Genomic DNA, 12,069 nt, shown 5'->3' with positions numbered 1-12,069 from the left:
CCGAGCGGGGCACGTTGGTGCGGGATCTGCGGGAGATGTGGCAGTTGCTCGCGCTGTCGCCGTGGCGCGTGGTCGTCGCTGTCGCGTGGGGTGTGGCGGCGCTCGGCAGTGGACTGGCTTTGGCGGCGCTCGCGGCGTGGTTGATCGCGCGGGCGTGGCAGATGCCGCCGGTGCTGTATCTGAGTGTCGCGGTGACTTCGGTACGCGCACTCGGCATCTCGCGCGGGCTGTGCCGGTACCTGGAGCGGCTGGCGAGTCACGACGTGGCGCTACGGGCGATGACGTCGGCGCGGACCACGGTGTACCGCACGCTGGCGCACTCGGACATCTGGTGGTGGCGGACCACGTCAGCGGACCGTTTCGGGGCTACCTCGGCGGTCGGGCACAGCAAAGCGGGCGCGGATCGTGAAGCCCGGCGTCTCGGCGGAAGCTCGGCGGTAGGCAGGGGCGGAGCGGGCGCGGTTCGTGGAGCGGGTCGTTTCGGCGGAGGGTCGGCAGTAGGCCGAGGTGAAGCGGGCGTGGTTCGGGAGACCGGGCCGCGTGGCGGCGATCTGCGGGAGTTGCGGCGGGGTGATCTGCTCGTCCGGATCGGCAGGGACATCGACGATCTCGGCGCCGTGGTGGTGCGGGTACTGGTTCCCGTCGCGGTCGCGGTGGTGTTGTCGCTGGCGGCGGTGATGCTGATCGCGTTCATCTCCGTGCCCGCCGCGGTGATTCTCGCTGTCGCGCTGGCGGTTTCGGGGATGCTCGCGCCCTGGTTGTCGAGCCTGGCCGCGCGGGAGGCCGACGAGGCGAACCAGGCCGACCGCGCCGAGTTCACGGCCGAGGCGCTGACGGTTCTCGACCACGCTCCCGAACTGCGTGTCGCGGGCAAGCTCGACACGGCCCTCGCCAAGGCGGACGCCGCGACCGGCCGGGCGGTCCGCGCGGAGGACACCGCCGCCGCCCACAGCGCCTGGGCCGCCGCCGCGACCCCGCTGTCGATCGGCGTCAGCGCCCTGGGCGCCCTGCTGGTCGGTATCGCCGCCTACGGCCCCACCGGCGGCCTCCCCGGCGGCATGACCCCGATGGCCCTCACCATCCTCGTCCTCGTCCCCCTGTCCGCCTTCGAGGCCGTCGGCGCCCTCCCCGCCGCCGCCACCACCCTCACCACCTCCCGAGCCGCCCTCCACCGCCTCCGCACCGCCGAGTCCGGCCGTGCCACCGAATCCGGCGCACCCGAGATCGAACGTATCCCGCTGCGCGAGGGCCGTCGCATCGCCGTTGTCGGGCCCAGCGGAGCCGGCAAGACCACCCTGCTCATGACATGGGCAGGATTGTTCGACACGCCTCGGGACGGCGTCACGTTCTTCGCCGAAGACGCGCACCTGTTCAGCACGTCGATCCTGGAGAACCTGCGCGTCGCCCGGGGTGACCTCACCACCGAGGAAGCCGAAGACGCCCTGCGCGCGGTCGGTCTCGGCCCCTGGCTGGACTCGCTGGCCGAGGGCGTCCACACCGCACTCACCGGGGGCGCGGCGGCCGTCTCCGGCGGGCAGCGTCGCCGGATCCTGCTGGCTCGGGCGCTGGTCGCCCCCGCACACACCCTGCTGCTCGACGAACCCACCGAGCATCTCGCCGCCGCCGAGGGCGAAACCCTGCTGCGTGCACTGCTGGACGAGAACAGTGGCCTGGTGGACCCCGACCGCACGGTCGTCGTCGTCACCCACCAGCTGCCCGCAGACCATCGCGCCGACACGATTGTCACCGTCGACGGCTCCGGCGGCACGAGTACCGATGAACGCCCAGCTCAGGACCACAATTAATTCGATTGCCGACACTCGGGCACCCCGATAGATTCATCGGTACACAAGAGAGGAGGTGGTCTGAAGAATGTATGTTCATCGGATGCGTGAGGTGGCTGCCCGCTAGCAGCACCACTGCGGGAGATTCCCCAGCGGTGCGCTGAGCGAATCCCAGGCAGTCACCCGACCCCCGAGCCCCCGGAGTATCCAACCGGGATCACCGAGTTCTCCGAACCCGGCGATATGGCTCGGGGGTCGCTCCATATCCGGGGAGGGGGAAAGTACCTGATCAAGGGCGGAAACAACCGCTACGATGTGCACATGGCCGTTGATCCGGTGCGCGAGTGGCCAATTCCACCGGCCGGTGGGTTCACCGTCGACGACTTCCTACAGATGCGTGACCTGCCCAAGCACACCGAGTTGATCGACGGGGGTCTTGTTTTCGCGAGTCCGCAGCGGAAGTGGCACCGGCAGGTCCTCGACATGCTCCGCCAGGCACTCGACGCCCAGGCGCTCGAGGAAATGCGGGCGGACCGGGAAATGGCGGTGCGGCTCGGACCGCGGCAGATGCCGGAACCCGACGTCCTCGTGGTTACCGCCGAGGCGTTCAGCCGGCCCGAGCCGGAGAGCTACTACTTCGCCGAAGACCTCGTCCTCGCTGTCGAAGTCGTGTCTCCCGACTCGGAGGAGCGCGATCGGGACACGAAGCCGCGGAAGTATGCGATGGCCGGCATCCCGCACTTCTGGCGGGTCGAACGAAGCTCCGAAGACCGCGTCGTGGTGTATGCCTACGAGTTGGACCCGGTCTCGACTCGCTATGTCCCGGTCGGGATCTACCACGACCGGTTGAAGACCGGCACTCCGTTCGACATGGACATCGATTTGACGACCGCCAAGGAGCGGGGCTGAAACGCCGAGGTCCCGCCCGTTAACGGGTGGGACCTCGGTACGTACTCAGCCGATGTAGCGCTGCAGGCGGGCCGACAGGCGGGGTTCGAGGGCGCCGTCGGCGTCCACTCGTTCCTCCACGTAGGCCAGGTCCCCACCTTCGACGATGCCGTAGAGGCGCTTGGCGCCGCCGACGACCGCGCCGGACTGGCTGCGGATCACCACGTCGGTGGCCAGCTCCCAGGACGACTGGGTGCGCGCGGTGCCGTAGAACAGTTCGACGATGCCGGAGCTGTGGGTGAGCAGCAGTTCGAGCATCTCGTCGTCACCGTCGGTGCCGACCCGCCAGAAGCCGCTCTCGCGCAGATCGGGGCGCTCGTAGCTGCCCTCGGCGTCGAGCTTCCAGGTCTGCGATTCCCAGACCAGGTAGTCGCCGCCGTCGTGGGAGACGACGATCTGCTGGCCGAAGCGGTAGTCGCCGTCGGTGGGGTGGTTGCCCTCGCCCTCGCCGCGCCACACACCGACCATGGGCAGCAGCGCCAGCATGGCGTGGTTCAGGTCGGGGCCTTCGCGCAGATTCGCGGTGTCGTCGGGCAGCGGAAGGTCCGGCAGGACCGAGATGTTTCGGACGCCGGTCTCTTTCGCGCGCTCGGCCGCGATGTTCACGGCTTCGTCGCCACTACGGCGCTCGGCCGGAGCGTCTTGCTCGGTACTCGCTCGCTCAGCCGGATCGGGACCTTCGCTCGCGAGTCCGCTCATGACTCGGTGAAGAGCCGGTAGAAGACGTACAGGCCGAACCAGCCGATGAGGATCGACACGGCGATGAGGAGAATCTCGAAGAAGAGGACCACGTTCCGGAGTCTAGCGAGTCCCGCCGGCGAACACGACAACGGCCCTGGTAGTTCCCGCACGGGAACTACCAGGGCCGTTGTGAGGTTTCTTACTTCGCGACCGCGACGTCCACCGAGTGGATGCCGGCGCCCTCGGGGGTGACCGAGGCCGAACCGTTGCCCGACGAGGACAGCGCGCGCAGGGTCCACGAACCCGGCGCGGCGAAGAAGCGGAAGTCACCGGTGCCGGAGGCGACGACCTCGGCGGTGAAGTCACCGTTGCCGTCGAGCAGACGCACGAACGCGCCGCCCACCGGCTGACCGTCGGAGCTCAGGACGCGGCCGGTGATGACCGTCTCCTTCTCCACGTCGACGCCGGCCGGGATGGCCTGACCCTGGGTAGGTGCTGCACACATGGAATTACGCTCCCAACTCGATAGGTGCACCGACGAGCGAACCGTATTCGGTCCAGCTGCCGTCGTAGTTCTTGACGTTCTGGTGGCCGAGCAGCTCCTGCAGCACGAACCAGGTGTGCGAGGAACGCTCACCGATGCGGCAGTAGGCGATGGTCTCCTTCTCGCCGTCCAGGCCCGCATCCTTGTAGAGCTCGGCGAGCTCGGCATCGGAACGGAAGGTGCCGTCCTCGTTGGCCGCCTTGCTCCACGGCACGTTGATGGCGCCCGGGATGTGGCCGGGACGCTGGCTCTGCTCCTGCGGCAGGTGCGCGGGAGCGAGGATCTTGCCGGAGAACTCGTCGGGGCTGCGCACGTCGACGAGGTTCTTGGTGCCGATGGCCGCGATGACCTCGTCGCGGAACGCGCGGATCGAGGTGTCGGGGGCGGCGGCCTTGTACTGGGTGGCCGGGCGCGAGACCGCGTCACGCGAGAGCGGACGACCGTCGAGCTCCCACTTCTTGCGGCCACCGTCGAGCAGCTTGACGTCGTTGTGGCCGTACAGCTTGAAGTACCAGTAGGCGTAGGCCGCGAACCAGTTGTTGTTGCCGCCGTACAGCACGACGGTGTCGTCGTTGCTGATGCCGCGCGCCGACAGCAGGTCGGAGAACTGCTCCTGGTTCACGAAGTCGCGACGCACCTGATCCTGCAGGTCGGTCTTCCAGTCCAGCCGGACGGCGCCCTCGATGTGGCCACCCTCGTAGGCGGAGGTGTCCTCGTCGACCTCGACGAAGACGACGCCGGGGGCGTTGAGGTTCTCTTCGGCCCAGTCAACGGAGACCAGGACATCGGAGCGAGCCATGTTGTTCCTTTCAGAGATGACTTGCAGGGTCTGTGAAAAAGCCGGAGCTCAGTTCGGTGCCGGGGCAGTGGACCGGCGGAAGCGGGCCACCAGCGGGTAGATCTGGCAGCCCAGGCAGACCCCGAACGCCGCGTTCAGGAACGCCGCGAACAGGGCGAAGCCGGCGAACACCGCGCCGACGATCGGGGAGCCGAGCGCGAAGCCCAGCAGGGCGAGAGCGGCGAACACGAAGCCGAGCAGCTGCGCGAAACGCAGCGGCGGCACGGGCTCGGTCTCGGTGGGCGGACCCAGCCGCGGCGCGATGAACGCCGCGTAGATCCGGCCGTAGGGGTGCTTGGCCGGGCCCGCCGACGCGCCGATCGCGAACACCACGGCCTGCAGGCCGATCAGGATCGCGGCGGCGACGGGGGAGAAGGCGGCGGCGACGAGCACCAGAATCAGCACGCCGGTCGTCACCCAGGCCACGAAACGGGGCCCGCGGACGTCGACACGCTGTGGGGAATCGAGAGAAGTGGTCATGGTGCGAACTCCTGCGCTGATGAGTCTGTTGACTTCGGATCTGCCAGTTCGCCGGGGGATCGAGACGATCACTCGCGCGGCGGACATAGGTCGGCGTCAGGAATCTCAGAGGTGAGACGGCCGACCGTTCAGCGGCACAGGCAGCAACAACCACCGAGGCGACACAGATCAACTGTGCGGCGTCGGGTGAGCATCAGCTCGTGGTCGGATTGCACGAGAGGTAGTTTACCCGGTCTTCCCGGGAAATGTCCCGGCCCCCCTGTACTGGGGGCTGGATCACACTGTCAGCGGCTCGAGCGCGGTGCGCAGATCGCCGGCCTTCGGCACGCCGGAGATGCGGAAACGCTCCTTGCCCTCGGCGTCGAAGACGAAGGTCGTCGGCAGTGAGAGCACGTTCAGTTCGCGGGCGAGCGCGGGATCGGCGTCGATGTCGATCTCGATGTCGCGCGGGGCATTCGGCGAATCCGACAGCTCGGCGGTGACCCCGGCGACCACCCGGCGGACCGCGTCGCACGGCCCGCACCAGTCGGCCGAGAAGTGCAGGACGGCCGGGCTGGCGCCGGTGACGCCCGCCGCGTCGAGCAGGCGGGCGCGCTGCGCGGTCTCGGGGTCGAGGGTGGCGGGCCGGACCCGGCCCTGATTGCGCCGCAGCAGCAGGCCCACCGCGACGGCGGCCAGCACGACGGCGGCGAGGATGACGAGTTCGATCATGGTTGCTGCAATCGGTCCAGGTCGATGGTCAGGGAGCGGCCGATGCCGTAGACGATGATCTGGCCGCCCTTCGCCTCCACCTCGGTGGGGGCGATGCCGAACGGCAGCTCCTTGGTATCGATCGTACGGCTGAACCGCTCGAGCACCGCGGGCCGATCGACGTCGAGGATCTCGGTCTTGGTCGTCGAGGTCGGCGTATCGGTGGGGGAGGTGCGGTCGGTGTAGAAGCGGGTGGCCTGGATGCGGATCTTGTCGCCGTCGAGCATCAGGTCGGCCTCCACCTGGACCTCGACCTTGGTGGCGTTGCTGGTCGGCATGGCGCCCGCGGGCAGGATGCGCCCGTTCGGCGCGATCGGCAGCGAGCCCCTGAGCACGTGCGCGCCCGAGGTGGTCAGCCCGGAGCCGCCGGAACCGCCGGTGCCGTCGGACTTGTCGGCGGGCGGGCCGAGCACCTGCAGGTCGGGGATGCCGAACAGCCGGCCGAGCTCGATCGGCTCGATCGCCATCTGGGCCTCGACCCGGTCGACCGCGACCTCCCGCGCGGTGCCGTCGACCAGCTGGCCGACGGGCGCGTGCAGGCCGTAGAGGTTGGCCTCGAGCGCGATCTCGCCGGGGATGTCGGGGCGCTTGCTGCGCGCGCGGATCAGCACGTCGCCGTAGCGGCCCGAGGCCGCCTGGGCGAGGAAGGGGAAGCCCTTCACGGTCACTTCGGGGTCGGCCGACAACTCGGCTCCGGCCCGCAGCTGCCGCGACACGTGGTACTCCGTGTAGGCGGCGGCGCCGAAATCGATCACCACCGCCACACCGGCCAGGCACAGCAGCCCGATGATCAGCTTGCGCATGGTCCTCACCCTAGCCGCGCCCGCCGCGGCGAGCCCGACGGGCCATGTTGCGAGGTAGTGCGGGTATAGGCGCTAATGTTGCACACGACTTACCTGTGTTTCGGCGACGTAGCTACGCGGCTGCCGTCGTCCGCGGAGCCACGAGATAGGAGGAGAGCCCGGTGGAGCTGCTCCTACTGACCTCCGACCCCAACCCTGATTCGGTGCTGCCCTCGTTGTCGCTGCTGGCGCACAACGTGCGGCCCGCGCCGACCGAGGTGTCGTCCCTGCTCGAGGCGGGTAGCGCCGATGTCGCGCTGGTCGACGCCAGAACCGACCTGGCCGCCGCGCGCGGCCTGTGCAGGCTGCTCGGCAGCACGGGGTCGTCGGTGCCGGTCGTCGCGGTGCTCACCGAGGGCGGTCTGGTGGCCGTCAACGCGGACTGGGGCCTGGACGACATCCTGCTGCCCGGCACCGGTCCCGCCGAACTCGACGCCCGGCTGCGGCTGCTCGTCGGCCGCAACGGCGGCGTGGCCAGCCCCGAGAACACCGGCAAGATCACCCTGGGTGAACTGGTGATCGACGAGGGCACCTACACCGCGCGGCTGCGCGGTCGCCCGCTCGATCTCACCTACAAGGAATTCGAGCTGCTCAAGTACCTCGCCCAGCACGCCGGCCGGGTGTTCACCCGCGCCCAGCTGCTGCAGGAGGTGTGGGGCTACGACTTCTTCGGCGGCACCCGCACCGTCGACGTGCACGTGCGGCGCCTGCGCGCCAAGCTCGGCAGCGAGTACGAGTCGCTGATCGGCACGGTGCGTAATGTCGGTTACAAGGCGGTGCGCCCGGCCAGGACCCCGGCCACCAAGGGCGAGACGGTGAGCTTCCCGGACGAGGACGTCGACGGCGACGACTCGCTGGCGCCGCTCAACGGCACCGCGCAGTAGCGACACTGAGGACGGTTCGATGGCGCAGACGGCAACCCTGACCTGGACCGACCACGTCGTGCCCGAGGTGGCGACCCGGGTGCGCGCTGTGCTCGACCGGGCCAAGGCCGGCGACGGCGTGGCGCCGGTGTCCGAGCAGGCGGTTCTCTCGCTCGCCGAGACGGCTGAGGGCACCAGGCATCTGCTCGCCGAGCGGGCGGGCGAGGTCGTCGGTTACGCGAATCTCGTTGCCGCGCATGACGAACACCCCGCGATGGCCGAGGTCGCGGTCGACCCCGACGCGCGCGGCGACGGGATCGGCGCCGAACTCGTCCGGGCCGCGCTGGCCGAGGGCGGCGACGGCGCGCGGGTGTGGGCACACGGTGACCTCCCCGCGGCCAAGGCGCTCGCCGGACGCCTCGGCCTGGTCACGGCGCGGGAGCTGTGGCAGATGCGCCGGCCACTGGCAACACCCGAGCTACCGGAGCTGGTGCTGCCGGAGAACATCCTGCTGCGGACCTATCAGGGCGCGGTCGACGACGCCGAACTGCTGCGGGTGAACAACGCCGCGTTCTCCTGGCATCCCGAACAGGGCGGCTGGGCCGAGCGCGATATCGCGGCCCGCCGCGCGGAACCCTGGTTCGACCCCGCCGGCCTGTTCCTGGCCTTCGACGCCGCCGCGCCGGACCGGTTGCTCGGCTTTCACTGGACCAAGGTGGCGCCCGACGCGGCGCCCGCCGGCGAGGTCTACGTGGTCGGCATCGATCCGGACGCGCAGGGCCGTGGCCTGGGCCGATTGCTGACGCTGGCCGGCCTGCACTACCTGCGGGCGAGGGAGCTGTCGGAGGTGTTGCTCTACACCGAGGCCGACAACGAGGCGGCCGTGCGCACCTACACGAAACTGGGCTTCGCGCCCGCGCACGTCGACGTCGCCTACGCGCTGCCGTCCTGATTGCGAGACACGTCACAGGTGTGATGAATTCTTCGGCGCGGCTGAATAGTGCGCGCCTGACCGGGTAAGAGCGAGTAAAACTGGGGCAAACGTCACATTCGTGGCGGAAATCGCGCTTGGCTGTTCATTCCCCGTTAACCCGCGTCGGGCCAACTGTCAACCGGGCGAACCTACGTTACTTCTGGGCGGCACAGTTGCCGCCTGGTGCGCGCGTTCCCCCGCGATCCGCACCGCCAGAACTCGCCCGGGCCGGTGAGGGACCGAGCGAGTCGCCAGCAATGTCGGAGGAAAAGTGAACTTCAAGCGCACCAGTGCCCTGGTCGGTGTCTTCGCCGCGGGCGCGATGTCCCTTGCCGCCTGTGGCAGCGACGACAACACCGGTGGCGACACCAGCAACGCCGCCAACACCAGCGTGACCTGCGAGGGCAAGAAGGCGCTGAAGGCGTCCGGCGCGTCCTCGCAGAAGAACGCCATGGAGCGCTTCGTCGCCGCCTACGAGACCAACTGTGACGGCTTCACCCTCAACTACACCTCCAGCGGCTCCGGCGCGGGCGTGAACGAATTCATCGGCGGCCAGACCGATTTCGGTGGCTCCGACTCGGCGCTGAGCTCCAAGAAGGAAGAGCCGGCCAAGGCTCAGGAGCGTTGCGGCGCCCCGGCGTGGAACCTGCCGACCGTCTTCGGCCCGATCGCCATCACCTACAACGTCGACGGCGTGACCGACCTGGTCCTCGACGGCCCGACCGCCGCCAAGGTGTTCAACGGCTCCGTCGCCACCTGGGACGCCCCCGAGATCAAGGCGCTGAACCCCAACGCCAAGCTGCCCTCGGAGAAGATCGCCGTGATCTTCCGCTCCGACGAGTCGGGCACCACCGACAACTTCCAGCTCTACCTCGACGCCGCGTCCGACGGCGCCTGGGGCAAGGGCGGCGGCAAGACCTTCAACGGTGGTGTCGGTGAGGGCGCCAAGGGCAACGAGGGCACCTCGGCCGCGATCAAGAACACCAAGAACTCGATCACCTACAACGAGTGGTCCTTCGCCAAGGCGCAGAACCTGTCGATCGCGCAGATCATCACCTCCGCGTCCAAGGACCCGGTCAAGCTGACCGCCGAGTCGGCCGGTAAGTCGATCGACGGCGTGAAGATCAAGGGCGAGGGCAACGACCTGGTCCTCGACACCAGCTCGTTCTACCGTCCGACCGCGGCCGGCTCGTACCCGATCATGATGGCGACCTACGAGATCGTGTGCTCCAAGTACACCGACGCCGAGACCGGCAAGGCCGTCAAGGCGTTCCTGACCTCGGCCGTCACCAACGGCCAGAACGGTCTCGCCGACGCCGGCTACGTGCCGCTGCCCGACGCGTTCAAGACCAAGCTGACCACCGCGATCAACGCCATCTCCTGATCGCTTCCTGGCCATGACCATGCACCCTGAGGTGACCGCAGCGGGCTCGTCGGACTCGACGGGCCCGCGGGCGGCCGGAGATACTGCGAATATGCCGACCGAACCGAAAAGCGACAAGGCGCCCGCCAAGGGTCGTTCCGGCGCGCTGAACGCCGAGACGATCTTCCGCTGGACGGCCACCGCGGCCGGCGCGACCATCGTCGCGGCCATCGCGCTGATCGCGCTGTTCCTGCTGATCCGCGCGGTCCCCTCGCTCAGGGCTGACGAGGTCAACTTCTTCACCAGCACCGAATTCTCCACCGGTGACGCGAACAACCTCCGGTTCGGCATCCGTGACCTGTTCATGGTCACGGTGCTGAGCTCGGTGTTCGCGCTCATCGTCGCGGTGCCGATCGGCGTCGGCATCGCGCTGTTCCTCACGCACTACGCGCCGTCGCGGCTCGCGCGGCCGTTCACGATGCTGATCGACCTGCTCGCCGCGGTGCCGTCCATCGTGTTCGGTCTGTGGGGCTTCCTGGTGCTGGCGCCGCAGATCGCGCCCGTCCAGGAATTCCTCAACGAGAACCTCGGCTGGCTGTTCCTGTTCTCCGACGGCAACGTCTCGATCGCCGGCGGCGGCACCATCTTCACCGCCGGTGTCGTGCTCGCCGTGATGATCCTGCCGATCATCACCTCGGTCGCCCGCGAGGTGTTCGCGCTGACGCCGCGCGCACACATCGAGGCCGCGCAGGCCCTCGGCGCCACCAAGTGGGAAGTCGTCCGGATGACCGTGCTGCCCTACGGCCGCAGCGGTGTGATCGCCGGTTCCATGCTCGGCCTCGGCCGCGCGCTCGGTGAGACCATCGCGGTCCTCGTCGTGCTGCGCACCGCGAGCCAGGCCGGTACCTGGTCGCTGTTCGACGGCGGCTACACCTTCGCGTCCAAGATCGCCTCGGCGGCCTCGGAATTCAGCGCGCCGCTGCCGACGGGCGCCTACATCGCCGCCGGCTTCGTTCTCTTCGCGCTGACCTTCATCGTCAACGCGCTGGCCCGCCTGGCCTCCGGTGGAAAGGTGAACGGCTGATGACCACCACGACGACCCTCGACAAGCCGATCAAGGCGCCGCCGTTCCGGCAGGTCGGCACCGCGCGCAAGATCAAGAACAACATCGCGACCGGCCTGGTCACCCTGTGCTTCGTGATCGCGCTCATCCCGCTGGTGTGGGTGCTCGGCCTGGTGATCACCAAGGGCATCACCGCGATCGTCACCGCCGACTGGTGGTTCAACTCGCAGAAGGGCATCCTGCCGGACCAGACCGGCGGCGGTGTGTACCACGCGATCTACGGCACCATCGTGCAGTCGGCGGTCGCCTCGATCATCGCGGTGCCGCTGGGCATCATGGCCGCGGTCTACCTGGTCGAGTACGGCCGTGGCCGCCTGGCCAAGGTCACCACCTTCATGGTCGACATCCTCGCCGGCGTGCCCTCGATCGTGGCCGCGCTGTTCATCTTCGCGCTGTGGATCGCCACCTTCGGCATGCCGCAGAGCTCCTTCGCCGTCTCGCTGGCTCTCGTGCTGCTGATGCTGCCGGTGGTCGTGCGCAGCACCGAGGAGATGCTGAAGCTGGTGCCCGACGAGCTGCGCGAGGCGTCCTACGCGCTCGGCGTGCCGAGGTGGAAGACCATCCTGCGCATCGTCATTCCGACCGCGGCGCCCGGCATGATCTCCGGCATCCTGCTCGCCCTCGCCCGCGTCATGGGTGAGACCGCGCCCGTGCTGGTGCTGGTCGGCTACAGCAAGTCGATCAACCAGAACATCTTCGACGGCAACATGGCTTCGCTGCCGCTGCTGATCTACCAAGAGCTGGCCAACCCGGAGGCCGCCGGCCGCGAACGTGTCTGGGGTGCGGCGCTCACGCTGATCCTGATGATCGCGTTGCTGTACCTGGCCGCCGCCGGCGTCAACAAGCTGCTCACCCGGAACCGATAGAAGCGAACGGATAA

At 68.8% G+C, this 12,069-nt stretch carries 13 protein-coding genes; 7 read left to right on the top strand and 6 right to left on the bottom strand.

The window, feature by feature from the left end; all coding sequences use genetic code 11:
- Window positions 1-35 precede the first annotated feature (35 nt).
- Both DFR69_RS11225 and DFR69_RS11220 read left to right on the top strand, forming a co-directional pair.
- A complete protein-coding gene (locus DFR69_RS11225) occupies window positions 36-1,805 on the top strand; it encodes an ATP-binding cassette domain-containing protein (protein ID WP_244198214.1) in 1,770 nt (589 codons plus the stop codon).
- Window positions 1,806-2,027: 222 nt separating this feature from the next.
- Window positions 2,028-2,693 carry a Uma2 family endonuclease gene (locus DFR69_RS11220; protein ID WP_208643951.1) on the top strand — a complete coding sequence of 222 codons (666 nt, stop codon included), beginning with the start codon at window positions 2,028-2,030 and terminating at the stop codon, window positions 2,691-2,693.
- A gap of 45 nt (window positions 2,694-2,738) precedes the next feature.
- Here the strand turns inward: DFR69_RS11220 and DFR69_RS11215 are convergent, their stop codons facing one another.
- From DFR69_RS11215 to DFR69_RS11190, 6 genes are all read right to left on the bottom strand, one after another.
- Complete coding sequence (locus DFR69_RS11215; protein WP_110037385.1) at window positions 2,739-3,431, bottom strand: heme-binding beta-barrel domain-containing protein; 693 nt, start codon at window positions 3,429-3,431, stop codon at window positions 2,739-2,741.
- Between the two features lie 181 nt (window positions 3,432-3,612).
- Complete coding sequence (locus DFR69_RS11210; protein WP_110037384.1) at window positions 3,613-3,918, bottom strand: DUF1416 domain-containing protein; 306 nt, start codon at window positions 3,916-3,918, stop codon at window positions 3,613-3,615.
- A 4-nt stretch (window positions 3,919-3,922) separates the two neighbouring features.
- The gene (locus tag DFR69_RS11205) at window positions 3,923-4,756 is read right to left on the bottom strand and encodes a sulfurtransferase (RefSeq protein WP_110037383.1); all 834 of its coding nucleotides are present in this window, start codon (window positions 4,754-4,756) and stop codon (window positions 3,923-3,925) included.
- Between the two features lie 48 nt (window positions 4,757-4,804).
- The gene (locus DFR69_RS11200) at window positions 4,805-5,275 is read right to left on the bottom strand and encodes a DUF4395 domain-containing protein (protein WP_110037382.1); all 471 of its coding nucleotides are present in this window, start codon (window positions 5,273-5,275) and stop codon (window positions 4,805-4,807) included.
- 276 nt (window positions 5,276-5,551) lie between these two features.
- On the bottom strand, window positions 5,552-5,986 hold the full coding sequence (locus DFR69_RS11195; protein WP_110037381.1) for a thioredoxin family protein: 435 nt from the start codon (window positions 5,984-5,986) through the stop codon (window positions 5,552-5,554).
- The gene (locus DFR69_RS11190) at window positions 5,983-6,828 is read right to left on the bottom strand and encodes an LmeA family phospholipid-binding protein (protein WP_110037380.1); all 846 of its coding nucleotides are present in this window, start codon (window positions 6,826-6,828) and stop codon (window positions 5,983-5,985) included. The genes DFR69_RS11195 and DFR69_RS11190 overlap by 4 nt, the downstream gene beginning before the upstream one ends.
- A gap of 161 nt (window positions 6,829-6,989) precedes the next feature.
- On the opposite strand from DFR69_RS11190, the gene DFR69_RS11185 reads away from it, so the two are divergent.
- From DFR69_RS11185 to pstA, 5 genes are all read left to right on the top strand, one after another.
- Window positions 6,990-7,751, top strand: a complete 762-nt coding sequence (locus DFR69_RS11185) for a winged helix-turn-helix transcriptional regulator (protein ID WP_110037379.1) — start codon at window positions 6,990-6,992, stop codon at window positions 7,749-7,751.
- Between the two features lie 19 nt (window positions 7,752-7,770).
- Complete coding sequence (gene mshD, locus DFR69_RS11180) at window positions 7,771-8,682, top strand: mycothiol synthase (RefSeq protein WP_110037378.1); 912 nt, start codon at window positions 7,771-7,773, stop codon at window positions 8,680-8,682.
- A gap of 292 nt (window positions 8,683-8,974) precedes the next feature.
- Window positions 8,975-10,087, top strand: coding sequence for a phosphate ABC transporter substrate-binding protein PstS (pstS, locus tag DFR69_RS11175; RefSeq protein ID WP_110037377.1), 1,113 nt, complete (start codon window positions 8,975-8,977; stop codon window positions 10,085-10,087).
- Between the two features lie 91 nt (window positions 10,088-10,178).
- A complete protein-coding gene (gene pstC, locus DFR69_RS11170; RefSeq protein WP_232996418.1) occupies window positions 10,179-11,150 on the top strand; it encodes a phosphate ABC transporter permease subunit PstC in 972 nt (323 codons plus the stop codon).
- The gene (gene pstA, locus DFR69_RS11165) at window positions 11,150-12,055 is read left to right on the top strand and encodes a phosphate ABC transporter permease PstA (protein ID WP_110037375.1); all 906 of its coding nucleotides are present in this window, start codon (window positions 11,150-11,152) and stop codon (window positions 12,053-12,055) included. The genes pstC and pstA overlap by 1 nt, the downstream gene beginning before the upstream one ends.
- Window positions 12,056-12,069: the final 14 nt, after the last annotated feature.

The sequence above is a fragment of the Nocardia neocaledoniensis genome, from assembly GCF_003182135.1.
Taxonomy (GTDB): Bacteria; Actinomycetota; Actinomycetes; order Mycobacteriales; family Mycobacteriaceae; genus Nocardia; species Nocardia neocaledoniensis.
Note: the sequence above shows the minus strand (reverse complement) of the source record. Positions and strands in the feature narration are given on the sequence as shown.